Annotated in this window: 23 protein-coding genes and 1 pseudogene; 16 read left to right on the top strand and 8 right to left on the bottom strand. The window is 57.4% G+C overall.

From position 1 onward, the window contains the following. From ABJZ52_RS19450 to hpxZ, 8 genes and pseudogenes are all read left to right on the top strand, one after another. Positions 1–1020 carry a formamidase gene (locus ABJZ52_RS19450; protein WP_348189852.1) on the top strand — a complete coding sequence of 340 codons (1020 nt, stop codon included), beginning with the start codon at positions 1–3 and terminating at the stop codon, positions 1018–1020. A gap of 6 nt (positions 1021–1026) precedes the next feature. After that, positions 1027–1764: an isochorismatase family cysteine hydrolase gene (locus tag ABJZ52_RS19445; RefSeq protein WP_348189854.1), complete on the top strand. Its 738-nt coding sequence runs from the start codon at positions 1027–1029 to the stop codon at positions 1762–1764. Next, positions 1761–3308 carry an ABC transporter ATP-binding protein gene (locus ABJZ52_RS19440; protein WP_348189856.1) on the top strand — a complete coding sequence of 516 codons (1548 nt, stop codon included), beginning with the start codon at positions 1761–1763 and terminating at the stop codon, positions 3306–3308. The genes ABJZ52_RS19445 and ABJZ52_RS19440 overlap by 4 nt, the downstream gene beginning before the upstream one ends. Further along, complete coding sequence (locus tag ABJZ52_RS19435) at positions 3305–3991, top strand: isochorismatase family cysteine hydrolase (protein ID WP_348189858.1); 687 nt, start codon at positions 3305–3307, stop codon at positions 3989–3991. Before ABJZ52_RS19440 ends, ABJZ52_RS19435 begins: the two co-directional genes overlap by 4 nt. Continuing rightward, entirely contained in the window at positions 3988–4173 is a 186-nt protein-coding gene (locus ABJZ52_RS19430) for a DUF4089 domain-containing protein (protein WP_348189860.1), read from the top strand. Before ABJZ52_RS19435 ends, ABJZ52_RS19430 begins: the two co-directional genes overlap by 4 nt. Continuing rightward, positions 4170–5496 (top strand): annotated as a pseudogene (locus ABJZ52_RS19425) (AtzE family amidohydrolase). The gene ABJZ52_RS19430 and the pseudogene ABJZ52_RS19425 overlap by 4 nt, the downstream one beginning before the upstream one ends. 21 nt (positions 5497–5517) lie before the next feature. After that, positions 5518–6291 (top strand): 5-formyltetrahydrofolate cyclo-ligase, encoded by a 774-nt coding sequence (locus ABJZ52_RS19420; RefSeq protein WP_348189862.1) that lies wholly within the window; start codon positions 5518–5520, stop codon positions 6289–6291. Positions 6292–6323: 32 nt separating this feature from the next. Beyond that, the gene (gene hpxZ, locus ABJZ52_RS19415) at positions 6324–6710 is read left to right on the top strand and encodes an oxalurate catabolism protein HpxZ (RefSeq protein ID WP_348189913.1); all 387 of its coding nucleotides are present in this window, start codon (positions 6324–6326) and stop codon (positions 6708–6710) included. Between the two features lie 16 nt (positions 6711–6726). On the opposite strand, the gene ABJZ52_RS19410 is transcribed toward hpxZ, so the two are convergent. The 4 genes from ABJZ52_RS19410 to ABJZ52_RS19395 form a co-directional block, all read right to left on the bottom strand. Continuing rightward, entirely contained in the window at positions 6727–7950 is a 1224-nt protein-coding gene (locus tag ABJZ52_RS19410; protein ID WP_348189864.1) for an amidohydrolase family protein, read from the bottom strand. After that, complete coding sequence (locus ABJZ52_RS19405; RefSeq protein ID WP_348189866.1) at positions 7947–10463, bottom strand: ATP-binding cassette domain-containing protein; 2517 nt, start codon at positions 10461–10463, stop codon at positions 7947–7949. Before ABJZ52_RS19405 ends, ABJZ52_RS19410 begins: the two co-directional genes overlap by 4 nt. Before the next feature lie 9 nt (positions 10464–10472). Further along, positions 10473–11348, bottom strand: coding sequence for a branched-chain amino acid ABC transporter permease (locus tag ABJZ52_RS19400; protein WP_348189868.1), 876 nt, complete (start codon positions 11346–11348; stop codon positions 10473–10475). A 94-nt stretch (positions 11349–11442) separates the two neighbouring features. Then, positions 11443–12627: an ABC transporter substrate-binding protein gene (locus ABJZ52_RS19395; RefSeq protein ID WP_348189870.1), complete on the bottom strand. Its 1185-nt coding sequence runs from the start codon at positions 12625–12627 to the stop codon at positions 11443–11445. Between the two features lie 238 nt (positions 12628–12865). Here ABJZ52_RS19395 and ABJZ52_RS19390 point away from each other — a divergent pair, with 238 nt between their 5' ends. Continuing rightward, positions 12866–13282, top strand: coding sequence for a nuclear transport factor 2 family protein (locus ABJZ52_RS19390; RefSeq protein WP_348189872.1), 417 nt, complete (start codon positions 12866–12868; stop codon positions 13280–13282). 24 nt (positions 13283–13306) lie between these two features. Here ABJZ52_RS19390 and ABJZ52_RS19385 read toward each other — a convergent pair whose 3' ends face one another. From ABJZ52_RS19385 to ABJZ52_RS19370, 4 genes are all read right to left on the bottom strand, one after another. Beyond that, positions 13307–13999: a GntR family transcriptional regulator gene (locus tag ABJZ52_RS19385; protein ID WP_348189874.1), complete on the bottom strand. Its 693-nt coding sequence runs from the start codon at positions 13997–13999 to the stop codon at positions 13307–13309. Positions 14000–14230: 231 nt separating this feature from the next. Next, a complete protein-coding gene (locus ABJZ52_RS19380; RefSeq protein ID WP_348189876.1) occupies positions 14231–14596 on the bottom strand; it encodes a cupin domain-containing protein in 366 nt (121 codons plus the stop codon). Next, on the bottom strand, positions 14593–16113 hold the full coding sequence (locus tag ABJZ52_RS19375; RefSeq protein WP_348189878.1) for an aldehyde dehydrogenase family protein: 1521 nt from the start codon (positions 16111–16113) through the stop codon (positions 14593–14595). The genes ABJZ52_RS19380 and ABJZ52_RS19375 overlap by 4 nt, the downstream gene beginning before the upstream one ends. A 2-nt stretch (positions 16114–16115) precedes the next feature. Continuing rightward, positions 16116–17222 carry a mandelate racemase/muconate lactonizing enzyme family protein gene (locus ABJZ52_RS19370; protein ID WP_348189880.1) on the bottom strand — a complete coding sequence of 369 codons (1107 nt, stop codon included), beginning with the start codon at positions 17220–17222 and terminating at the stop codon, positions 16116–16118. Between the two features lie 131 nt (positions 17223–17353). Here ABJZ52_RS19370 and ABJZ52_RS19365 point away from each other — a divergent pair, with 131 nt between their 5' ends. From ABJZ52_RS19365 to ABJZ52_RS19335, 7 genes are all read left to right on the top strand, one after another. Further along, on the top strand, positions 17354–18835 hold the full coding sequence (locus ABJZ52_RS19365) for a PLP-dependent aminotransferase family protein (RefSeq protein ID WP_348189882.1): 1482 nt from the start codon (positions 17354–17356) through the stop codon (positions 18833–18835). A gap of 113 nt (positions 18836–18948) precedes the next feature. Next, positions 18949–20025 (top strand): extracellular solute-binding protein, encoded by a 1077-nt coding sequence (locus ABJZ52_RS19360; RefSeq protein WP_153769019.1) that lies wholly within the window; start codon positions 18949–18951, stop codon positions 20023–20025. 171 nt (positions 20026–20196) lie between these two features. Then, positions 20197–21318 (top strand): ABC transporter ATP-binding protein, encoded by a 1122-nt coding sequence (locus ABJZ52_RS19355; RefSeq protein ID WP_348189884.1) that lies wholly within the window; start codon positions 20197–20199, stop codon positions 21316–21318. Next, a complete protein-coding gene (locus ABJZ52_RS19350) occupies positions 21318–22187 on the top strand; it encodes an ABC transporter permease (RefSeq protein ID WP_153769017.1) in 870 nt (289 codons plus the stop codon). Before ABJZ52_RS19355 ends, ABJZ52_RS19350 begins: the two co-directional genes overlap by 1 nt. An 11-nt stretch (positions 22188–22198) precedes the next feature. Further along, a complete protein-coding gene (locus tag ABJZ52_RS19345; protein ID WP_348189887.1) occupies positions 22199–23059 on the top strand; it encodes an ABC transporter permease in 861 nt (286 codons plus the stop codon). Positions 23060–23066: 7 nt separating this feature from the next. After that, entirely contained in the window at positions 23067–24689 is a 1623-nt protein-coding gene (locus tag ABJZ52_RS19340; protein ID WP_348189889.1) for a choline dehydrogenase, read from the top strand. Positions 24690–24700: 11 nt separating this feature from the next. Next, positions 24701–26002, top strand: coding sequence for an FAD-binding oxidoreductase (locus ABJZ52_RS19335; RefSeq protein ID WP_348189891.1), 1302 nt, complete (start codon positions 24701–24703; stop codon positions 26000–26002). The last annotated feature ends 24 nt before the right edge of the window (positions 26003–26026 follow it).

Raw genomic sequence — 26026 nt, 5'->3', positions numbered from 1 at the left:
ATGAACGGACTTGGAGGTCTCAACAAATCGCCCAATGGCGTGGTTCTCGGTATGGTTCAGCTCCAGCTGCCGACGGTGGAAACCGAAATCGACCTGGCGAACCAGACCCAGGTCATCGTCGACATGGTGGCCAAGGCCCGACGCAATATGCCGACGATGGATCTGGTGGTCTTCCCGGAATATGCCCTCCATGGCCTGTCAATGGACATCAATCCCGACATCATGTGCCGCCTCGACGGGCCAGAAGTCGCCGCGTTCAAGAAGGCCTGTGTGGACAATGATATCTGGGGCTGCTTCTCCATCATGGAGCTGAATCCCGGCGGCATGCCCTATAACTCGGGCCTGATCATCGACAACACCGGCGAGCTGAAACTCTACTATCGCAAGATGCACCCATGGGTGCCGGTCGAACCCTGGGAACCGGGCGATCAAGGCATCCCGGTCATAGAGGGCCCCAAGGGCTCAAAGATCGCCCTGATCATCTGTCACGACGGGATGTTCCCCGAGATGGCGCGCGAATGTGCCTACAAGGGCGCGGAGATCATGATCCGCACAGCGGGCTACACTGCGCCGATCCGGGAAAGCTGGAAATTCACCAACCAGTCCAACGCCTTCTGTAACCTCATGGTCACCGCAAATGTTTGCATGTGCGGAACAGATGGTACCTTCGATTCAATGGGCGAAGGCATGATCGTCAATTTCGATGGCACAATCATCGCCCATGGCACCAGCGGCCGTCCCAACGAAATTATCACGGCCGAAGTACGCCCAGACCTGGTTCGAGAAGCGCGGATCAACTGGGGCGTGGAGAACAACATCTACCAGTTCGGCCACCGTGGCTACGTCGCCGTCAAGGGCGGGGCTCAGGATTGTCCCTATTCCTACATGACCGACCTTGCTGCCGGAACCTACAAGCTGCCCTGGGAAGACGATGTCATCCATACGGACGGAACCTCCTGCGGCTTCGAAGAGCCAACGAGACGTTTTGGCGATAACGCCCACAAAGATGCTGCGGAGTAATCCAACATGAGCCTTGCAGAAGATCAGCAGCAATGGGCCATCGAAGGCCCCGTCGCAGCGACGCCCTATCCCTGGCCATACAACGGCGACCTGAGACCGGAAAACACCGCGCTGGTGGTCATCGACATGCAGACAGATTTCTGCGGGCCTGGCGGCTACGTCGACAGCATGGGGTATGACATTTCGTTCACCCGCGCGCCGATCGAGCCGATCAGGAAGGTGATGGCGGCAATGCGCGCGGCTGGCTTTCACGTCATACACACGCGCGAGGGACACCGGCCCGATCTGGCCGACCTGCCGGACAACAAGCGCTGGCGCTCGCAGCGCATTGGGGCGGGCATCGGAGATCCTGGCCCCTGCGGCAAGATTCTGGTGCGCGGGGAACCGGGGTGGGAGATCATTCCCGAACTTGCACCAGAGTCGGGCGAACCAATCATCGACAAACCTGGCAAGGGATCCTTCTGTGCAACAGATCTCGAGCTTCTCCTGCGCACGCGCGGCATCGAAAACCTCGTCCTGACCGGGATCACGACGGACGTCTGCGTTCACACAACCATGCGCGAGGCAAACGATCGGGGCTTTGAGTGTCTGATCCTCTCCGACTGCTGCGGCGCGACCGATCCAGGCAATCACGACGCTGCTCTCAAGATGGTCACCATGCAGGGCGGCGTATTTGGCGCGGTCGCCGACAGCAACACCTTTCTTGAAGGCCTTGGCACGGTCACCGGGAAGGCAACCGCATGACCTCGCTTGCGCATCAACAGGCGACCCCTTCAAGAGCCATTGGCATCGAAACGCTTGGCATGACCAAGGTCTTTGGCAGTCTTACGGCCCTTGATGATGTCTCCATTCGGGTCGAGCCTGGATCATTTCATGCCCTTCTCGGCGAAAATGGCGCCGGCAAGTCCACCCTGGTCAAATGTGTGATGGGCTTCTATCAGCCGACCCGCGGCACGCTTCTGGTCAACGGCAAGGAGGAGATTGTCGCCAGTCCACGCGCGGCCCATTCGCTCGGCATCGGCATGGTCTACCAGCATTTCACGCTGGTTCCCTCGCTCACTGCTGCCGAGAACCTCGTCATTTCAAGAGCAGACGCCCCGCGAGTGATCGACTGGCGCAAGGAACGCCAGGCTCTTTCAGACTTTCTCGAGACCACACCCTTCCAGGTTCCGCTCGATGTTCCCGTATCCTCACTCTCGGCCGGTGAAAAACAAAAGCTGGAGATCCTGAAGCAGCTCTATCTAGATCAACGTTTTCTCATCCTAGATGAGCCGACATCCGTGCTGACACCAGATGAAGCTGATGAGGTTCTCGGCCTTGTCCGGGACATGACCAAGGCCGGTGAACTGACCGTCCTGATGATCACCCATAAGTTCCGGGAAGTGACCAGCTACGCGGACGAAGTGACAGTGCTGCGTCAGGGCAAGATGATCGGCGGCGGCAAGGTTGGCGAGATCTCGGTGGCCGACATGAGCACCATGATGATCGGAGAGACCCAAATCAGGGAGCGGGCTGCGCGAAGTCAGATAAGCGAAAAGTCGCTCAAGCTCGAACTGGCCGGCCTGTTCGCCGAAAATAACGAGGAAGCACCTGCCATTGAGGCGGTCAGTCTGAAGGTTCACAAGGGTGAGATACTTGGCATCGCCGGTGTCTCGGGCAATGGGCAGTCAGAACTCATCGAGGTCCTGTCCGGCCAGCGGATCCCGAGTGACGGCCGGATCTTCATCGACAAGCAACCCTACGAGCCAACCCGGCAGCATATGGACCAGTTCAAGGTCTTCGGCTTTTCGGAGGAACCCTTGAGAAATGCCGCCGTGCCGCGCATGAGCGTCGCGGAGAACATGGCGTTTCGCACCTTCGACAAGTCACCCATATCGCCATTTAAGGGCTGGCTCTCGCCTCCGCCCATGCGTGAGCGCGCGCGGGAATTGATCGCGGCCTATCGGGTCAAGACACCAACGCCCGACGAACCGATCGAAAACCTATCCGGCGGCAACGTCCAGCGGGCAATCCTTGCCCGTGAGCTATCAGGCACAGTCGACATTCTGATTGTCGCCAATCCCTGTTTCGGGCTCGACTTTGCCTCTGTCGCGGAAATCCGGGCCCAGATCATGGACCAGCGAAACAAGGGCGCCGCTGTCTTGCTCGTATCCGAAGACTTGGATGAGATTCTGGAACTCTCCGATACTGTTGCCGTCATGTCGGAGGGCCGTATCACCTATTCCTCGCCGATTGCCGAGACAAACCGGGCAACAGTCGGCCACGCGATGGCAGGTCAACACGCATGATTTCCGTAAAGGCAGAGCCCTTCTTCTTCGACTTCGAGCCTGGCGAGGTGGCATTGATCGTCATCGACATGCAGAGGGATTTCATCGAGCCGGGCGGGTTCGGCGAAACCCTGGGCAATGACGTCAGCCACATGCAGCGGGCGATAGCTCCGACAAAGGACCTTCTGGCTCTGTTTCGCGCCCAGTCCTGGCCGGTCATCCATACCCGCGAGTGTCACTCGCCCGATCTGAGCGATTGCCCTCCCGCCAAGCGCGATCGCGGCGCACCCAGCCTGCGCATCGGTGACCCCGGTCCGATGGGCCGTATCCTGATCAAGGGCGAACCAGGTGCGGAAATCATTGCAGATTGCGCGCCGATTGACGGAGAGATCGTGATCGACAAACCCGGCAAGGGCGCCTTCTATGCGACGGCTCTCGGCGAACGCTTGAATGAGCTTGACATCAAAAGCCTTGTCTTTGCCGGGGTCACCACTGAGGTCTGCGTTCAAAGCACCATGCGCGAGGCGAATGACCGTGGCTACAATTGTCTTCTGATCGAGGAAGCGACCGAGAGCTATTTCCCCCATTTCAAAACCGCCGCACTCGAGATGATACGCGCCCAGGGCGGCATTGTCGGTTGGACAGCGCGTCTCGGCGCGCTGCAAAACGCGGTTCAAAGCCAATTCGAAGGACAGATTGCATGAGCGAGATTTTCGACGCAAAAGCGTATGTCACTCATATGCAGGCACTGAATGAGTTGACCATCGAAAGTGACTGGCGCCCTGAGGTGGAAGCCCACATCACGGCGACAAAAAAAGCGGCGGACCTGCTTTTGTCCTTTCCGCTCGATGACACCGAAGAAGCAGCCCCGGTGTTTGTGCCATGAGCAGCTTTGACAGCATTCACGCAGATGCCACCACAATCGCAGGCTCGGTCAAGGACACAGATCTCACCGCCGCGGATGTGATCTCTTCCAGTCTTGATCGCATCAAGCAGCTAAACTCTACGCTTGGCGCCTTTACCGACGTGACCGAGACAAAGGCACTGCGCGACGCACAAGAGGTAGATCGGCAGGTCGCAGCCGGCGCCTATCTTCCTCTTGCCGGAGTGCCCTTCGCGGTCAAGAACCTGTTCGACATCGAAGGAATAACCACGTGCGCGGGCTCAAAAATCAACCGCGACAATCCACCTGCCGCTGCCGACGCATTTCTGGTTTCACGGCTGAAATCGGCGGGAGCTATCCTGACAGGCAGCTTGAACATGGGCGAGTATGCCTATGACTTTACGGGGGAAAACGTCCATGACGGAAACTGCCTAAATCCGCATGACACGAACCGCATGGCGGGCGGCTCTTCCAGCGGCTCAGGTTCGTCGGTCGCCAGCGGCATGGTGCCCATTTCGCTCGGATCAGACACTAATGGCTCCATTCGGGTCCCCTCCTCATTTTGCGGATTGTTCGGCCTGAAGCCAACCTATGGCCGCCTGTCCAGGCACGGCACCTTTCCCTTCGTGGGAAGCCTTGATCATCTGGGCCCCATAACGCGCTCCGCCCGCGATCTCGCGCTGGTCTTCGATGTCCTGCAAGGGCCGGACCCAATGGACCCCGCGCAAGCCGACAAGCCGTTTCTGGCAACGACGACAGAGCTCAAGAACGGCATCGACGGCTTGAGAATTGCCACAGCGGGAGGCTATTTCCGAAGCAATGCCGAACCCGAGGCGCTGGCCGCCCTCGATGCTGCTGCAGCAGCTGTTGGCGCAAGCCGTGAGGTCGAGATCCCTGAAGCTGCTCGTGCCCGTGCTGCAGCCTATGTGATTACCGCCAGCGAAGGTGCAAATCTCCATTTCGACCGGATCAGGTCCAGACCAGACGATTTCGACCCCGACACACGCGACCGCTTCCTGGCCGGAACGATGATCCCTGCGCTTTGGGTGCAACAGGCCCATCGCTTCCGCAGCTGGTTCCGCGCCATGATGAGCGAGATGTTCGAAAACCTCGACATCATACTGACTCCCACGACGCCTTTTGCCGCTCTGCCGTCTGGCACCAAGACAATCACTCTCGACGGTCAAGTCATTCCAGCCAGGCCCAACATTGGCCTGTTCACACAGCCATTCTCCTTCATCGGCCTGGCGCGAAGATCTGGCCCTGCGCGTGGCGCACCATCTGCAAGACATCGGCGTCGCCAAGGCGCCGGTCGCAGCACTTTGAACCAGGAAGGTGGATAGCACCATGGAAACGGCACGTTGGTCAGGACGAAACGAAAGCAAGGATGAAATCAGGAACCAGATCTGGTCCGGCCTGGTGTCGGGCGGCGTCAACGTCGGGCCTGTCGACAGTCGTATCCCGAATTTCGTCGGTGCCGACCAGGCAGCGCTGAACCTGGCTCAGCTCCCCCAGTGGAAAGCAGCACGAACCGTCAAATGCAATCCGGACCCGCCCCAGATACCTGTGCGTCTCAGGGCCCTTTATGACGGCAAGATTGTCTATGCGCCTGTCCCCGAGCTGCTGAAGCCCTACCCCTTCGTGCGCCTTGATCCTGAGGCCCTTGAGAGGGCAGGCATCCAGTTCGAGCTTGCCGCAACCTCTCAGGGCTTCGTTGAGCACGGAGAGCCTGTCGAATTTATCGACATGGAACCGCTCGATTTTGTCGTGGTCGGCTGTGTTGCCGTCAGCCGCAATGGCGGACGCACCGGCAAGGGTGGCGGTTTCGCCGATCTTGAACTCGGCATCTTTCGCGAACTCGGCAAACTCAAAGCGGACACTTTGATCACAACGACCGTGCATTCGTCCCAGGTCGTGGACGACAGCAGCCTTGTCATGATGGGCCATGACAGCGCCCTTCACGCCATCGCGACGGAGCTTGAACTCATCGAGACCCGGACACCCTACCCACAGCCAACTGGCGTCGCCTGGGACGCGGTCCAGCCGGATCAGTACCGCGACATTCCCTTTCTCGAAACGCTCAGGGGCCAGATCCAGGCCCGCAAGCAGGAGCAAACTTGATGAGCGACACAGATGCCCTTACCGGCGCTGCGCTGGAAATCAACATTCCGGAGGTCCAGGCAGAAGTCACCACCATGTTTCATGAGTATGAGACGGCGCTTGTCTCGAATGATGTCGAGACGCTGGACCGGCTATTCTTCAATGCGCCGACGACCATCCGCTATGGCGGCGGCGAGAACCTCTATGGCTATGATGAAATTGCAGCCTTTCGCTCAGGCCGCCCGAATGTGGATCTTGCCCGGACACTGGAGCGGGTCGAGATCACCACTTATGGCAGAGACTTCGCCACTGCCTCAACGCACTACATCAAGCCCAGCGCCCCCACCAAGGTCGGGCGACAAATGCAGACCTGGGTGCGCACGCCGGATGGCTGGAAGGTGGTTGCAGCCCACGTCAGCATGATCGAGCGGCCTGACTAAGATCAGCCCAGACAACTTAACCGGGTTCAAAAAGCTTGGACGGCGCCTGTTCAAAGGTCATTTTACCATCCTTGAAGCCCCACAACGGCCTTGCGATTTCGGCGACGGCCTGTCCTCCGGTCAGCGCCGGAAGAGCAACAAAGGTAGCCGCCTCACCAACCGCAATCCGGCGTGACTGATTGATCAATCTTCTGGGAATATCGGAAACCATGTCAAAACAGGCCTGAAGCTCGCTTTCCGTGCTGAGCTGTTGAACGTTGGCAAAGAGATTGGCAATCCGGGGAAGCGAGCAATCACCGTAAGGCGTGAAGGGATTCAGCACGTTGTTTGTCGCCACGGTGCAGCAGACACCATGCTCGTGAAAGATCTGTGCCGGTGCCACACCGCGTGGCACCAGATGGTCTTCACCTCGCCCCATCAGAAACAGATCCGTCGCGGGCAAAACCGTCAGCGCAACTCCCGCATCCTTGAGCAGTGAAACCACCTCCATGAGTTCTGCGTGCGGAAGCGCTGACAACTTCGTCACATGGCCGATCGCCACCCGTCCCTGCCAGCCATGCGCAATCGTCTTGCGGGCGATTTCGTCCAGATGACGCCAACTCGGGTCGAGATCGAAATCGAGATGGAAATCAAGATCCACATCATGTCTTGCTGCCATCTCGAACAGGATGGAAATCTGCGCGTTCGGATCGCTGTCAGTATAAGGGCAGCCGCCCAGAAGATCGCCTCCGCAGCCGAGTGCGTCCTCCAAAAGCTCTTGCGTTCCAGGATAGTTGGTCAAACCTTCCTGCGGAAAAACGCAAATCTGCAGATCGACCGCCCAGGCATAGTCCCTTTTCAACGCCACGACCGCATGGAAACCGGCAAGTCCAATCCCCGGGTCGATTTCCACGTGGGTGCGCATCGCATTTGTTCCCTGGACAATCGCCTTGTCCAGAACCTGCTTGCCCCTGTCATAGACGTCATCGGCGGTGAAATTTCGTTTGGCCGAACCAACCGACGCGATTGCCCCCTCGAGCGTTCCTGTTTCATTGTGACAGCGATCGAGAATACAGGCCTTGTCGAGGTGGATATGGCTCTCCACAAATCCCGCAACGAGCAGAGCGCCGTTCCCGTCTCGTTCGGTCGCTTCGGCGACCAGACCAGCCCCTATTTCCTCAATCCGGTTGCCGACGATCAGAAGGTCGACAAGCCCCTCGGTTTCCGGCGTTCTGACATTGCGGATGATCAGATCGCTCATCGCGCCGCCTCCTGCATGGAAACGTCCTCTCCGCCACCCAGATAGGCTGCCGTGAGCCTTTCATCGGAGATCAGATCGTTGGCAGGCCCTTCCATGACGATACGACCCTGCTCGAGAACGTAGCCATAGTCAGCCACCGAAAGCGCAAGCGAGGCCATCTGATCGACCAGCAGGATGGTGGTTCCCTCATCACGCAACTCCCCAAGGATTGCGTAAAGCTCATTGATCATCGCCGGAGCCAAGCCAAGAGACGGCTCATCCAGCAAAAGCACACTCGGGCGTGCCATGAGACCACGGGCAATGGCCATCATCTGCTGCTCGCCGCCTGAAAGAAGCCCTGCCCGACTGTGCAGCCGATCCTTCAGCCTCGGAAACCGCTCGAGCAAAGCCTCGACTTCATCGCCCGACATATCCCGCTGCCGTTTGTAAGCGCCGAGTTCGATGTTCTCGAGGACCGTCAGTTCGGGAAACACCTGCCGTCCTTCGGGAACCAGAACCAGGCCGCGTGCAACCAGGTCATGAGGAGCAAGCGCATGAACGGGCTCGTCCTTCAGGATGATGCTACCGTCTACCGGGCGGTGAAGACCCGACACTGCGGACAGGAAGGTGGATTTGCCTGCTCCGTTGGCGCCAAGAAGAGCCACCATTTCTCCCGGACGTACCTTGAGTGTCACATCCTTGAGGACTGGTGCAGCCCCATAGCCAGCGGTCAGTTTCAAGGTCGACAGAACAGGCGTTTCCACTGTTTCGAGGAGATCTTTGCGCGGCAAAGCTGGCGCGGATCCATCACCCAAATAGGCAGCGATGACGATCTCGTTCTCCTGGATTTCGGAGGGCGTGCCGAAGGCAATCGGTTTGCCCGCATCTACGGCCTGGATCCGGTCTGAAATGCCCATCACCAGCTCCATGTCATGCTCGACCAACACGACCGCCAGCCCAAGGTCCGCGATCTTGCGAAGGATGACGGCGAGCTGGTCCTTGTCGGCCCGCATCAATCCGGCGGCAGGCTCATCCAGCAACAGAATGCCCGGTTTCATGGCGAGTGCCCGTGCAATCTCGACAAGGCGGCGGTCAACGTGAGGAAGATCGCCTGCACGCTTGTCCAGATCTCCCAGATAGCCGCAATACCGCAGGAGCCCGGCCGCGAGCTCGAGATTTTCCGGGGACTCGATCTGCCCGAGAGGCTGGCCGAGCCTGCCTCTGGACAATCCGGAGATCACATTGGCAACGACGCTCATGTTCTCGAACAGTTTTGTCGTCTGATAGGTGCGTGCGATCCCGCTGCGTGCCGCCTCAAAGGCAGGCAGCCCGGCAAGTGATTTGCCGGACAAGGTGATGTCCCCATCCGTTGGCTTGTAGAAGCCACTGATCATATTGAGGATTGTCGTCTTTCCCGCCCCATTCGGCCCGATGATTGAAGTCACCGCACCGGACGGCAGGGACAGGCTGACACCGTCCACTGCGCGCACGCCGCCAAATGAAATGCCGAGCCCCTGGATCTCGAGCTTGTCCGGCTTGGGATAGCCTGCCAGCAGCGCTTCGATGTCCGTTGCCGGACTGGGTTTTATCGCGCGCGATGGCCGTGGCAAAAAGGCTGCGATCGACCCCACGAGTCCGCGCGGTGCGATCAAAAGAACGCCGACAAGCAAGCCGCCGAAAAACAACAGCCGGTACTCGGCCAGTCCCGACAGGAATTCGGGCAAAAGAACTGTCACAAGCGCGCCTGCCAATGGCCCGAGAACACTCCCTGCACCGCCAATCAGGACCGCAAAAAGAAAAAGGATTGATTGCGAAAATGGGAAATTGCTCGGCGCAATAAACATCATCAGCGGCGTGAACAGTCCGCCCGCGACACCTGCCATGGCCGCAGCAATCGCAAATGCGGTCGACTTCACCACGAAGGGTCTGTATCCGAGGGATGAAGCGGCAGTCTCCGCATCACGCATGCCCGTCATAGCCATGCCCCAGCCGCTATCGGACAAGCGGCGATACAGATAAAGCGACAGGCCTGCGAGACAGATGCTGAACAGCACAAGGTCCGTTTCAGACAGGGTGTATCCACCGATCATGGGCATCTGAAAACCCGTCAAACCGTTCTGGCCACCCGTCACCGCACGCCATTCGACCGCACCATGTTCGACGATGAATGCAAAGGCGATCGTCACCATCGCCAGAAATGGCCCGGCCATACGGACTGCGGGGATCGCAAGCAGGCAGCCGGTAATGCCGGCGGCAACTGCTGCAGCGGGCAAGGCAATCCAGAAACTGACATCATTGAGCAGCAGAACCCCGGTGGCATAAGCACCGATGGCGAAGAAGCCAACCTGTCCGAGCGACACCAGACCTGTCAGCCCGTAGAGAACATTCAGCCCAACGCAAAGTACGGTCGTCAGTGCAACCAGGCCCATGACGAATTGAATGTAGCCGCCGCTGGCGAACGTGAGCACAAGCCCGCCGACCGTCAGCGCGAGAATCAAGAGGTCCAGCCCCGTACGGGAAATGAGATATTGCATCTTGTTTTCTCAGACCTTCTTGACCGCTGGTCGCCCGAACAATCCGTCCGGCTTCCAGGTGAGCGCCAGGATCACGAGCGCAAAGACGACGATGTAGGTGGAAGACGAGCCGAGATAGGAGGTCACAAGCGCCTCCACCAGCCCGAAGAGGAAGCCCGCGAGCATCACTCCGGATGCAGAGGTCATGCCGCCCAGGATCGCGACCGCGAATGCCTTGAGTCCAAACAACGTGCCCATGTCGGAGTGAACCGATAGCAAGGGCGCAATCAGAAGCCCCGCCCCGCCTGCAAGCATCGCCGAGAGCGCAAAGGAACCAGACACCATGGCTGTCGTGTTGATGCCCATCAGCCGCGCGGCCTGAACGTTTTGAACAACCGCAAGCAGGGCACGGCCCTGCAGGGTCTTGCGAAACAGGAAATGCAGGGCAAGTGCTACGCCCACTGCGGCGATGGGAACCAGGATCTGCTGCGGATAGATCCCGGTACCGGCGAACTGCCACGTCGACTGTGTGAGGCTCGAAGCAAGCGTTCGCGGCTCGTTGCCAAAAGTGAAAAGCACCGCGTTATCAAGAAAGATGCCGCCGGCCACCGTCGCCATCAACCAGGCTTCAGAGTTCCGCTCGACAAAAGGCCGCACCAGCAGGATCTCAACAATCATGCCGAAGCCACCGCAACACAGTATCGCCAGCGGATAGGCAATCAGCCAGTTCAATCCGAGCCGTTCGATGAAAACGTAGCCAAGGACCGCGCCGAGCATGACGACGCTTCCCTGGGCAAAATTCACTGTCTGCGAAACCGAGTAGGTGATCTGAAAGCCGAGGGCAATCAAGCCATACATGCTTCCAAGTCCGATCCCGGTCACCAGGGCGGCAATCAATAAGGTCATGGGTGTTTCCTGCGCGCTTTGGCGAGCGATGAAGTCTTTAAGTCTGTGCAAAAGGGCTCCCGCCCGGCGGGCGGGCGGGAGCCGATGTCCTGGATCACTTGACAGGAATGATCTGACCTTCAACGAAATGTGCGAAGAGGTAATCTTCAGGACCGATTGCGTCCTGGTCTTCCGGCGAGAACGGATCGGTGTAGGTCTTGATCAAGCCTTCGATGTTTTCGATCTCGTACATTGCCTGCCGAATGGCTGGGCCATCAGTCGAACCGGCCTTTTCGATCGCAGCCGCGAGCAATATCATCGCGTCGTAGGAATTTGCGATACCGGTTGCCGGGGTCACATCGGCCATGGTTTTGATTTCCGGAAAAGCCTCTTGCAGTCTGGCAAACATGGCTTCCCCCTTCGCATCACCTTCGACGAACAGGTAGGTCTGGATGAAGTGCAGCTTCTCGCCGCTCTTTCCAGCCAATTCGGTGAAACGACCACCCGATGGGCCCCAATGGGACGCAAGCGGCACATCCCAGCCCATGCGATCAAGCGATTTGATCACCTGTGCCGTTGGCGCAACGTTTGCGACCACGAAGAGAGAATCCGCACCATTTTCCTTCAACCGCGTGAGCTGCGGAACGACGTCGACATCATTGGACTCGAACTTTTCGATCCCTGCCGTTTCCATGCCACGCTTCTCAAGCGCCTTGGTCAGGCCCTTTTCGTTGGACTCTCCCCAAGGGTTGTTGATGAGGATCATGCCCGGCTTCTTCACGGCGTGATTGGCCACGAGATACTCGGTGATGGCCTCATCGACATATTCATCAACGGCAGACACGCGGAAGATGTAGTTTTCTTCCGCGCCGTTCTTGGTGATGCCGGTGCCGGCAGCCCAAGGCCCCACAAAGGGAACCTTCGCCTGATTGGCAAACGGAACGATCGCGAAGGACACTGGCGTATCCAGACCTCCGATCATGGCCGCAACGCCCTCGCGCTGCACCAGCTCGCGTGCGGCGACCAGGCCTTTGCCGGGATTGCTTTCGTCATCGCGGCTAACCAGCTCGATCGGTTTGCCAAGGACACCGCCCTTTGCGTTGATTTCATCAATCGCAATGGTGAGACCTCGAGTGATCGCCTGGCCCGACTTTGCAGACTGACCGCTGAGCGCGGCGACAAGGCCGATCTTCACCGTGTCGGCTGCAAAGGCCGGCAGACTGGTGGCCACTGCCAGGCCAACAACGCCTGACATCAGGGCACGGCGGGTTACTTGGGAAAGAAATCGGGAAGTTTGCATGAATTACTCCTCTGGACGTCCGGAACGCCTGTCCGAATGCGTCGACCGAAGCAAACTCGATGCCAAGATATTTTATTATTATATTTCAATCATTTAAATGAAAGTGCATTTCAGTTCGAGGTTTGCCGACAATTTTACGATTAAATTGCATGCAAAAATTGCATGCAATTTGAGCATGCGAGTTCGGTCGCAGTTTCTATAGTCAGGGCTGATACAAGCCTCTGAAAAGGATCACCCCATGCACATCCCTTCTGAAACAGCCCCCTTGCCCGTAGAAGCACAGATCGTTCGTGATTACCTTGATGCCTCCATGAAGCCGGATCCGGAGCTCGCGGCGACCTTCGTGGCCGATGATGTGGACATTACATTTACGGGCGGGCGCAAATTTACCCATCCCTCGGGGCCCACAGGCTTCAACGCGATGCGCTACAGCTGGGTGAAAAAGAAGATGGACCGCTTTGACGTTGCCAGCGGACCTGAAGGAACGGTGGTCTACTCCGTCGGCACACTCTATGGCGAATGGCCTGACGGCACGTCTTTTGAAGGCAACCGTTACATAGACCGGTTTGAGGTTCGAAACGGCAAGATCGTGAAGATGGACGTTTGGAACGACAGCGCCGAACGGATTCTCATTCGCATGGACATCGAGGCCTGACCAGGCCTCGATGTCCATGCGCAACTAGCCGTTTTCGCGGACCCCCTTGGCGTAGGGTTCAAGTGCGTCCAGATAGATCGTGCCCTGCCCTTCGGCCTCATCCTTGAGCAGGGCCCTTTCGGCCACGGCGCCAAGGTGATGCCGCATCAGATCGCGGGCACGCATCTGATCGCCCCTTTTCAAGGCATCAATGATCTCGCGATGTTCATGGATGCCGCAGTCTGTCGAATGCGGCCTGGAGTAAAGCGCCAACGTCAGGCCGCAGCGATAGCCGACGTCCTCCACATACCGGATCAGCACCGGGCTTTCGGTGAGCTGTGCCAATAAAATGTGAAACTCGGTCGCCAGTCGGATCGAAACCGGCTCGGGGCCATGCTCTGCCTCGATTTCCTTTGCCAGATGACTCTCAAGGGCCTCAAGGTGCCTGGGGCCAAAGTTCGCAATCAGCCGCGACACCACCAAATCCTCGATCTGGCATCTCAGATCAAAGAGATCCCTTGCCTCTTCCAGGCTGGGCGTTGCCACCACCGCCCCGCGATTGCGACGCAGTTCCACCAGTCCCTCGGCCGCCAGCCGTTCCAGGGCCTGTCGCACGATCGTTCGGCTCGCCCCAAAACGCTCACCAAGGGCATCTTCGGGCAACTTCATGCCCGGAAGAAGGGCGCGCTCAAGGATTGCGGTCCGCAGGGCCGCACAAATCTGTTCGGAACGGTTCATGCCGGTTTGTAACACTCACGCAAAGCCATTGAAGCACAAAACCAAATTCGCGCTGCTTTGCCAAGCACATCAAGCCACGTCCGTGCCGTTCCACTCAAATAAAGACAAACCGGTTAGGTAAATATGTGGTCAGGGACGCTGGCAAGACTGCGATTCCAGGTGGGAGAGAACCTGTCAGTTCACAGACGCCATGTGGCCGTGCTCCAGCGCAAACCAGCAATTGACGTCACATCAGGCTTTGTCAGTCGCGCTGATAACGAACAGCTTGCGCATATGCTCGTGGATCACCCATTCGCCGGTCCAGCCCTGCGGTAACACCAGCAGATCACCCGGCCCAATGTCCCGGGAGCCACTGCCATCTGCATTGGAGACGGAAGCCCGCCCAGAGATGATATGACAGTATTCCCCGGCAGCCGTCCGGTCAGCAGTAAAGCGGCCAGGCGTACACTCCCAAACGCCAATCTTGGTTGCGCCATCGTCCGACGCCCAAAGTATACTTGAAGCTTCCTGCTGACCCTTGGTCAAAGTCGTTGGCTTGTCGGCAAAGACTCCCAGCTCTGTCGAGGCAAGGCTTGCGAAGGCTTTCAAGTCGATCATGTGGTTCTCTCGTTGATATCGTCTCGGGAAATTTTGGCGGCAACGCTCTTGGTCTTGCAGTAGCTCTTGAGGCCCTCGATGCCTTTTTCGCGGCCAAAGCCGGATTTCTTGTTGCCCCCGAAAGGAACCTCAACGCCGCCTGCAAAATACTCGTTGATGTAGATCTGGCCGGCGTCAATTTTTCGGGCCATCTGGTGAGCTGCGGAAAAGTCCCTGGTGAAGATCCCCGCCACCAGACCGTATTGACAGTCATTCGCCAATTCCACCGCATGATCGGCATCGTCTGCGACCTGAACCGTCAGTACCGGTCCGAAAACCTCTTCCTGTGCAAGCTCATCCGCCTGATCAACGCCATCAACAATCGTCGGTTCAAAGAACCAACCGGCGCCCGTCTCAGGATCAACCGTGACATTGCCGCCTGCCACAATGTTCAGCCCGCGTGCCTTGGCACGATCCAGAAAGCCCTCGATTTTGTCCAGATGCTGGGCGGAGTTCACCGGGCCGACGTTCGGATCGCGCAATCCATGCCCCAGGCTCAGAGCCTTGGTCTTGGCGACAAGCTCTTCCAGGAACTCTTCGTGAATAGCCTTGTCGATGATCAAGCGGGACCCAGCTGAACAGATCTGCCCGGCGTGTTCGTAGATCGCGCCCAGAACCCCGGCCACAGCCTTGTCCTGATCGCAATCCTTCATCACCACGACAGGCGATTTGCCGCCAAGTTCCAGGACAACACGGGTGATGTCATCAGCCGCTGTCTTCATCACCGAGCTTCCCGTGAGGACCGAGCCGGTGAAGGTAATGTGATCCACACCCGTGTGGCGCGTCAGCGGAGCGCCGACCTCCTGACCTGTTCCGGTCAGAACATTGCAAAGACCATCAGGCAGCCCTGCCTGAGACAGCACCTCTGCCAACATCAGGGCTGTGAACGGCGTTTGTTCGGCAGGTTTTGCGACAACGGCGCAACCTGCAGCCAAAGCCGGTGCAAAGCCACGCGCAGCCGTCGAAATGGGGAAATTCCAGGGGATGATATGGGCGGTGACACCGACCGGCTCATGAATGGAATAGCCAAGATAGTCTGGCCCGAGCGGGAAGCTGTCGCCCTGAAGCTTATCGCAGGCGCCGGCATAGTACTCGAATGTTCTCGCCGCGCCGCGAACATCGCCCATCGCCTCGTTCAAAGGCTTGCCGCTGTCGAGACATTCAACGATCGCGAGCCGATCGATGTTTTCAAGGATAAGCTGAGATGCCCTGAGCAGGATCCGCGCCCGTTCGACCGGCAGAACGTCACGCCAGGATGTCTCGAAGGCCTTGCGTGAACTGGCGACCGCATCATCAACATCCCCTGCGGTCCCTGCCGCGAAACTGGCAAATGCCTTTGCCGACCCCGGATCAAAACTTTCCATCGAACCATTGTGATCGGGACGTGAGAAAGCACCGTCAATAAAGTGGCCGTTCGGAAGTCCTTCAAGGGTTCCAGTTTCTAGGTATTCGGCAGTCAGCTCGGCAACACTCTTCATGGTCAGGCTTCCAATTCGCTGATCTTGTAGCGGGACTTTTCCAGCCACGACGTGTTGATCTCGACACCCCATCCAGGTGCATCGGTAACCACCGCATTCCCGTCAACAATATCAAAGGGAGAAGAGGCAAAAAGACCATATTGCCAAGGATAATAGTCTTCTTTCTCAATTGAGAATTCCAGGTATTTCCCAGCGTTTGGGATGGCCCGCAAAAGATGCATCGTGAACAGCGTCACCATCGAGAGATTGGCGGCATGTGGCGTACACGGCAATCCAGCCTGATGCGCCATTTCGGCAACCTTCATGGTCCGCACCATGCCCCCGAGATAACAGATATCGGGCTGGATCACATCGACGACGCGGTCATCGATCATGCGTTGCCAATCCACCAGTGAGCAATCCTGCTCGCCGCCGGTGATATCGATCTCCAACGCATCAGTCACCTGCCTGGTCTGATCATAATGCCAATAGGGGCAAGGCTCCTCGTAGTGGGAAATACCATTGTCTTGCAGGAACCTTCCCACAGCAATTGCTTTGGCTGGCGAGTAGCAGGAGTTCGCATCAACGAGCAGAGCGACGTCATCCGAAAAAGCCTTGCGCATCGTAGGTACAATTTCTTCAGTCCGCCCAGGCCACTCGTCATGATCGCGCCCACATTCGGCGCCGATGCGGAATTTGAATGCCGTAAAGCCGAATGCATCCTGCTCTTTCTTCAGACGATCCGCCTCGTCTTGCGGTGTGATATCGCGTTTCATGGAAGACGCGTAGGCCCTTACTTTTCCTGGCGTTCCGCCGAGCAATTCGCAGACCGGTTTGCCTTCAATCTTTCCACGCAGATCAAACAGCGCTGTATCCAGCCCCCCCATCGCACGGCGCAAATAGGCCCCTGGAAACTTGTGCTCCCTGTCGGGAATCATGTCCATCAGATGGGCAATGTCGTAGGCGTCCTGTCCCAGGGCGTAAGGCGCAACCTGGCGGTGAACAACCTCCGCGGTGATGTCGGCACAATAGGGCGCGACCTGCCCCCAGCCCTGCGCACCAGTGTCTGTCGTCACACGGACAAAGCACACGAACTCATCTGTGAACGTCTCGATGGATTGGATCTTCATGGACCGATCAGACCTTTGTAATTTTTGTACCGCCTGCGCAATCGCTTGGCAGCTTGACGCTAAAATAGTCATTATTGGACTTGAGTTAAGGTCCGTTTTGCGCAAACCTTCATACCAATTGAAAGGGTCCGATGAAGCATCATGCCGGCGTCCTGTTGTCATCCATCCGGATCGACAAAACCTCCAGCAGGCGCATTTCCGTACAACTCTATATGGCATTGCGCGAGCTGCTGCTGGCGGGCGGACTGATGCCGGGCGAGCGTTTGCCTGCGACCAGAACCCTGGCCGAAGAGGTCGGCGTTTCCCGGACCACTGTGATTGACGCCGTTGACCGTCTGATCTCTGAAGGTCTGGTGGAATCGCGTGTTGGTGCAGGGACATTTGTCAGCGACGCCCTGAAAGTCCGGCACAAACCAGGATCCGCGTCGCTAGGTAAGATCCGCGCCATCGCCGAGCCGCGTCTTTCACACGCAGCAAAACATGCAACACCAGATTTTGCACCGCGCACCAGACTGCCGCACAAATCCCTGGCGTTCACGACCGCCCTTCCCGCTCTCGATGCCTTTCCCATGGCTCAATGGGCAAGATTGTCAGCCAGACATTGGCGGCGCGAACGCGATCAGGTCACAGGCTATGGCGAGCCCTTCGGGTTTCCGCCGCTTCGCGCTGCCATTGCGCGCCAGCTGAATGCCTCGCGAGGCATTAAATGCGACCCGGAGCAAATCTTCATCGTCAACGGCGCTCAGCAGGGTTTCTCGCTGATCAGCTCACTCCTGGTCAATCCAGGTGAACCTGTCTGGTTTGAAAATCCGGGCGCAATCGGTGCCCGCAATGCTTTCATCTCAACCGGCGCAAACCTGGTACCGATCAAGGTCGATAAAGAAGGTCTTTGTGTCGACGATGGCTTGAAAAAAGCTCCCCATTTCAGGCTGGCTTTCGTCACCCCCTCACACCAGCAGCCGTTGGGTCACGTGATGAGCCTGGAACGCCGGCTTGCCTTACTACAGGCAGCCCACGACGCAGATGCAATGATCGTGGAGGACGACTACGACGGTGAATTCTACTATGGCGAACAACCACCGCCGACCTTGAAGAGCATCGACACCCAGGAACGGGTTATTTATGTCGGCACCTTCTCCAAATCCCTGTTTCCGAGCCTTCGCCTCGGCTTTGTCCTGGCCCCCAGGGGGCTTGTCGAGAGCTTCAACCATATTTGCTCGGCGTGGCTAAGCGGCGTCTCGACAGCGACCCAGGCAATCACGGCCGACTTCATGGATGAAGGCATGTTCGCCACTCACATCCGGATGATGCGGCAACTCTACAAGGAGCGTCATGATGCCCTGATCAGCGCGGCATCATGTTTGGCAGGCAAGATTGATGTGCAGCCCACAAAGAGCGGATTTCACGCCGTGGGGCTGCTGGCGCCTTCCCTGACCGAGGATTTCCTGGTGGCCGAAACCAGATCCGCCGGGGTGGTGACATCTCCTCTAGGGCGCTACGCCCTGAACAAGCTAAAGCAAAGTGGCATTGTTCTTGGATTTGGCAGTTCCCCGCCCGAGGAAATCAAGAAAGGCATTGAAATCATCAAGAGCATCGTGGGCCAATCAACATAATTGGTCTGCAATTTTATCCGTAATGGATATATTTATACAGACCAATTCAACATTAGTATTTTCCCCATCGCTGCCGACTGCAATTGTTATGACTGCTGAAAGGGAGATACTAAATGCGTTTGAACCCAACCGTCGCCGCCTTGCTCGCCGCGACCATGCTCACCGGGGCCAGCTCCGCTCAAGCAGAGACACTACGTCTTCTGACCTGGGGCTCCTATGCGCCAGAAGAACTCGTTCAGAAATTCGAAAAAGAGTATCCCGACATCGACGTCGAGGTCACCTTCTCGAACAACGAGGAAATGATTGCCAAGCTACGCGCCACAGGTGGAGCTGGCTTCGATCTGGCCCAACCGAGCCATGACCGTATTTATGCGGCGCAGCTCGAATATGACATCTACAAGCCGATGGATCTGTCCAAGATCGACACCAGCGTGATGGAACCTTCGCTGCTGGAAGGCGTCAAGGCGAATACGACCATCGAGGGTGAAGTCTATTCGGTCCCGCACCAGTGGGGCACCTCCGGCCTTATGGCCAACAAGGAGATGGCGCCTGACTTCAAGGGTTGGGGCGATCTCTGCGATCCAAAATACAAGGGCAAGACATCAATGCGCTTGAAGCGCACCATCTTGCTTGGCACTGCCTTCGCAATGGGTGAAGATCCCTTCGCCGCCTATGCTGATCTGGACAAGTATCAGGAGATTCTCGACAAGGTCGCGGACAAGCTGATCGAGTGCAAAGGCAACATCAAAGCCTATTGGAAAGGCGGCGACGATCTGTCGGCCATGATGCTTTCCGGCGAAATCGTTGCATCAGAGACCTGGGACTCCACTGCGTACAAGCTGTTTGGTCAAAACGAAAACATAGTTTTTGTTCCGCCTGAGACCGGTGCACTGGCCTGGATCGACACCTTCACGCTACCTCGCAAGGGCAAGGCCGATGATGCGGCCTACAAGTGGATCAATTTTGTTCTGCGGCCTGAAAACGTCACCATCATGTCCAGCAGCACTGGATCGATGGCATCCGTCAAAGGCGCCAAGGATCTACTGCCACCTGAGAAGAAGGTCGCTGTCAGCGCCGCCTTCACCGATGCCGACATCAGCAACCTCAAGTTCTTTGCCAACATCCCTCCCGGAGTTGAGGACATGGAAGGCAAGACCCTGGAAAAGATCAAGGCAGCCACCGGCGGCTAATTTGATCCAGCAGCTGACGAAAACGATAGGGCGCTTCGCAGCGCCCTATCAAACTTCTTCTTAAGCACACAGGATCCGCCGAACGCTCGCCCCTCACCTTGATCAGGGGCTTAAGCTGAACCAGAGATCCGAATACCTTCCTTCAATTCTCAATCCGCAACTGGCACGCTCATGACACCCAATCCGACTTTTGACCTTGAATGCAACAACATCGCCAAGTCGTTCGGAAAGGTTCGCGCCGTAAATGATGTGTCTTTCACCATTCCAAGCGGGTCTTTCTTTTCCATTCTGGGTCCATCGGGCTGCGGCAAGACAACCTTGATGAGAATGATTGCCGGATTTGAGGAGCCAACGGGCGGGGACATAAAAATCAAGGGCAAGTCGGTTCTCGGAACGCCGCCCAACAAGCGCAATGTGAAGATGGTCTTTCAGCATCTGGCGCTTTTCCCGATGATGAATGTCTATGAGAACATTGCCTACGGATTGCGTTGTAACGGCAACGACAAGGATGAAATCAAGCGGAAGGTCCATGATGTGCTTGAGCGTATCGCTCTGCCCGATGTCGCCGATCGTGAAATTCACCAACTTTCGGGAGGGCAGAAACAGCGTATCGCGATTGCTCGCTGCATGGTGCTTGACCCGGATGTTCTGCTGCTTGACGAACCACTCGGCGCTCTTGATCTCAAGCTGCGCGAGGCCATGAAAATCGAGCTAAAGCTCCTGCAGCATCAGTTCAACACCACGTTCATTTACATCACCCATGACCAATCCGAAGCCTTGGTCATGTCCGATCATGTCGCAGTGATGAACAAGGGCAACTTCGAACAGGTCGGGGCGCCCCAGGAACTCTACCATCGCCCAAACACGGCCTTTGTTGCCGGCTTCGTCGGCGACAGCAATCGCTGGACCGGGCGCGTCAAAAGCAGTGACGCCACCGGCGGGATGGCTGAAACGGACCAGGGCCTGCCTATCAAGTTCACCGCAAACGGCCAAAGCCGGATCTCAGAGGGTGAAACCGTAGATATCTTCGTTCGTCCCGAATTCATTCGCACCCTGCGCGGCGCAGACCGGGAAGCCCCGGTTGAAGCGCATGAAACTTCGATCAATGGCGTTGTCGACAGCCTGCTTTTCAACGGGGCGAACAGCCGGGTGCTTGTCCGCGGCTCGACCGGACAACTTATCGAGGCAGACGTCACCTTGACGGGAAGCGGCGACCTGGCACCAGGCGAAGATGTTCGCCTTGCATGGTCTTCTGAGCAGGCTACATGCTTTGCACATCATGAGGCATCGTGATGCAACAAAAAGATATCAAACGCCTCACCCTGCTGCTCCTGTTCGCTCCCTTCGCGCTCTGGATCCTGTTGCTGATCCTGCTTCCGCATATCGGCATGGTCATTCTGTCCCTGCGCGAAAAAGTTGCGCCAAGGGTCTATGAATTCGGCTTTGGCAACTACATCGATTTCGCGATGGAGCCTATCTACTGGAACACGCTCCTGCGAACCGGTTCCATGGCGTTGCTGGTCACGGCGCTCGCTTTGCTGATCGGTTTTCCGATCGCCTACTACATAGCCAAGGTTGCCGGCTTCAGAACCCGCGGCGCACTGTTTCTGCTATGTCTGATCCCACTGTGGGTCAGCGATCTGATCCGCGCCTTTGGCTGGATACTGCTGCTGCGCGAAACCGGCGTCATTTCAACGTTCCTGCAATGGTCCGGCGCGATCGATGGTCCGATTGAGTTCCTCTACAATGATGCCACGGTTGTCGTCGGCCTAGTCTACACCGTCATCCTGTTCATGATCGTGCCTCTGGTATCGACACTCGATGGTATGGACAATTCCATGATTGAGGCCGGATACAATCTGGGCGGCAACGGCTTTACGGTACTCCGCCGGATCATCGTTCCTTACGCAATGCCAGGGATCGTCTCGGGCTGCATTGTCGTCTTCATGCTGACAGCAGGATCCTATCTGACACCCATTCTCCTGGGCGGCAAGAACTCCAGCTGGTTCACCGAACAGATCTATGACCAGTTCATCACCCGGTTCAACTGGGAGTCCGGCGCAGCCTTTGGCTTCCTGCTCCTGGCCTTCACGTCGCTCGTTATCTGGTTGGGCCTGAAGCTCAGCGGACAGACACTCGCCAACACCGTCGCCAAGAGCTGAGGAGACCGAATATGCTGCTTCAAAGCAACCCATCTCCCTTTCTCTGGGGCTACCGGATATACGTCGCGGCGTTCTTCATTTTCCTGGCAGCGCCTCTCATTGCTGCAGGTGCATTTGCCTTTAACGACAGCCTGTTTCCCGCCCTGCCGTGGCAAGGTTTCACGCTCGACTGGTTCTTCAACGACACCGAGCCGAAACTCGGCATGTTTCATGATCGCCGCTTGTTGCGCGGGATGTACTATTCCTTTGTCATAGCTTGCTTTGTCGCCTCCCTGTCTGTTCTGGTTGGAACCACCAATGCGTTTTTGTTTGTTCGCGGTGATTTCCCCGGCAAAAATGCGCTCTACATTGTGATGGTCATTCCGCTTGTTATTCCTGGTGTTATCCTGGGCATCTCGATCCTTGTGTTGGCGAGCGACACAGCCAACTATTTCGAGAACAGCTTTGACATGGAACTGGACTTCTTGCGCCCGGGGATCTTTCTGGTTGTGCTTGGGCAGTTTTCCTTCATCACCACGATTACCTCGCTGGTGATCACCGCGCGCTTGAAGAAATTCGATGACAGCATGGAAGAAGCTGCGCTGAACCTTGGCGCAAACCGCGCACGGGTACTGAGAACCATCACCCTGCCCTTTCTGCGCCCGGCAATGATCGCCTCAGGCATTGTGGCCTTCCTTGTGTCCTTTGAAAACTTCAACACCACTCTGTTCCTGGTCGGCTCGGAAGCGCCGCTCACCATCACGATGTATGACCGGATGGCCAAGGTCGGTTCGACACCTGTGTTGAATGCCGTTTCGTTCTTCCTCATGGTCGGTTCCGGCCTTCTGGCTCTGGTTTCGATCTTCATTCAACGTGACAAGTCGGTGCGGTAAACCAGCCATGACCGAGTATGATTTTGTTGTCGTAGGCGCTGGTTCAGCCGGAGCCGTGCTGGCAGATCGCTTGTCTGAAAACGGCAAATACACAGTGTGCCTTCTTGAGGCGGGCGGTTCGGATCTGAATTTCTGGATTTGGATGCCGATTGGCTATGGCAAGGCGTTCTACAGCGCTCCGATCAACTGGAAGTACACCACCGAACCCGATCCCGAGCTGAACAATCGCTCTGGTTACTGGCCGCGTGGCAAGGTTCTGGGCGGATCCAGTTCGATCAACGCCATGGTCTATATTCGCGGACAACACGCCGATTTCGACGATTGGGAAGCCGAGGGCAATCCAGGTTGGGGGTTCGCGGATGTCCTGCCCTATTTCAAAAAAATGGAGACCAATGACCAGGGCGAAAGCGATTATCGCGGCGGGTCCGGACCTCAATATGTCTCGACGATGAAGCGCGACCTTCATCCCCTTTGCGACGTGTTTCTGAAAGGCGCTCAGGAAGCTGGTTATACCTACAATCCGGACTTCAATGGCCCTGACCAGGAAGGGGTTGGTCTTTATCAAAACACCGCCAAAGGTGGTTTCCGCATGTCGACTGCACGCGCCTATCTCGGCCGGGCTCGAAAGCGTTCCAATCTGGACATCCAAACAAAGGCTCATGCCAGCCGGATTGTTCTGGAGGGCCAGAAAGCCGTCGGCGTGGCTTATCGACAAGGTGGTAAAGAGAAAACCGTCACGGCACGCAAGGAGGTGATCGTCAGCGCGGGGGCCGTCAATTCTCCGCAACTTCTGATGCTATCAGGCATCGGCGACGGCGCTGAGCTTAAGGCGTCCGGCGTTGAGGTCGCCGTGCATCGCCCAGCCGTTGGAAAAAACCTTCAAGACCATCTTGGCGTTGACTACCTCTATCGCTCAAAGGTTCCCACGCTGAACACCCAGCTCCACCCCTGGTGGGGCAAGCTCTACCAGGGCATTCGCTATGTTCTGACGCGGCGCGGCCCCTTGTCTCTCGGCGTCAATCAGGCGGGTGGCTTCGTCAAGACCGACACGAGCCCTTCTCGCCCCAATGTGCAGCTCTATTTTTCCCCGGTGAGCTACACAAAGGCTCCGGCGGGGCAACGGCCGCTCATGAACCCGGATCCATTTCCTGGCTTCCTGCTCGGCATGCAGCCGACGAGACCGACCAGTCGGGGGCATATCGCTCTTCGATCGTCAGATCCGATGGCCGCACCGCTGATCCACCCCAATTCCCTCAGCACCGAGCATGACCGAAACGAGATGGTCGAAGCTTGCAGGATCCTGCGCAAGATTGCGGAAAGCCCGGCGATGCAGGCCGTCATCGACGAAGAAATCGCACCAGGTCCTTCTGTCCAGGGTGAAGACGATATGCTGCAGGATGCGCGCGCGAGGTGTTCAACAGTGTTTCATCCAGTCAGCACCTGCCGGATGGGCCCCAACCCCGATGAGAATGTCGTCGATGCCCGGCTGCGCGTCTATGGCGTTGACGGGCTGCGGGTCGCGGACACGTCGATCTTTCCAACGGTCACGTCCGGCAACACCAACGCCCCTGCGATCATGGTCGGCGAAAAAGCAGCTGCCATCATCCTTGAAGACCACAAGACGGCATAGCGGAGATCAAAGTGACATCTGTTCAGCTGTTCGCCGATGACTTCACGCCTGAGCCCTATTGGTGGCATTCAACCCCGCGCGCCCAAACGCTGCCAATAGAGCTGCCGAAAGAAGCCGATGTGGTGATTATCGGCGCGGGCTACACAGGTCTGAATGCGGCGCTTCAAACCGCCCGCGAAGGCCTGTCGACGCTTGTGATCGATGCAGAAGCTGCTGGCTGGGGCTGCAGCACGCGAAACGGCGGACAGGTCTCCACAAGCATCAAGCCGAGCTTCAACACCCTTGCACGCCGCTATGGCGAAACGGTTGCAACCGACATCCTGCGCGAAGGGCAAGCATCGCTCGACTACATGCATCGCCTTGCTCAGGACGAGGCCCTTGACTGCGAGTTCAAGGAAGTCGGACGCTTCCACGCAGCCCACAAGGCACACCTTTATGACGCATTGGCCAGAGATTGCGCGTCCGGACATCCCGTCTGGAAAACCGATGCATTCATGGTGTCCAAAGCCGAGATGCAGAGCGAGCTGGGGACGGATGCCTATTATGGTGGCATGGTCCTGCCCCGTCACTGCAGCATCGATGTCGGCAAGTACCATCCGGCGCTGCTTGAGCGCGTCGTATCGGCTGGTGCCCTGATCAAAAGCCACTGCAAGGTGACATCCCTGGAGCGCACAACCACCGGATTTCTCGTCCACACGCAGGATGGACCAGTCCGCGCAGGAAAAGTCATTCTGGGCACCAGTGGCTACACCGGACCACTCTCGAGCCATCACCAACGCCGTATAATCCCTATTGGCTCTTATGTGATAGCGACGGAGGAATTGCCCGCCGAGCTGATCGACAAGCTGTTCCCGACAGACCGGATTCTCTCCGACACGCGCAAGCTGGTCTATTATTTCCGGCTTTCGCCGGACCGAAAGCGCGTGATCTTTGGGGGACGCGTATCGCTGAGCGAAACCGATCCCAGAAAGAGCGCGGTCAAATTGCACCGGGACATGGTGGCCCTGTTCCCCGAACTGGCTTCAGCAAGGATAAGCTATTCCTGGATGGGCTACGTCGGCTACACCTTTGACGCGCTGATGCACTGCGGAGAAGACAAAGGGCTTTTTCATTCAATGGGCTATTGCGGCTCAGGCGTTGGAATGGCGAGCTACCTGGGCTTTCGCATGGGCCAGAAGGCTGCGGGACGAGAAAAAACGCCCTCGGCTTTTGAGCGCATTCCAAATCCAACGCAGCCCCTGTATTCAGGCAATCCTTGGTTCCTGGCGCCATCCGTTCTGGTCTACCGGGTCCGTGACAAGCTCGGAATCTAGCGCATTCGCCTGAATCTCAATTGA

The organism is Roseibium sp. (genome assembly GCF_039982295.1).
Classification (GTDB): domain Bacteria; phylum Pseudomonadota; class Alphaproteobacteria; order Rhizobiales; family Stappiaceae; genus Roseibium.
The sequence above is the reverse complement of the archived record's forward strand: the minus strand, read 5'-3'. Positions and strand labels throughout refer to the sequence as shown.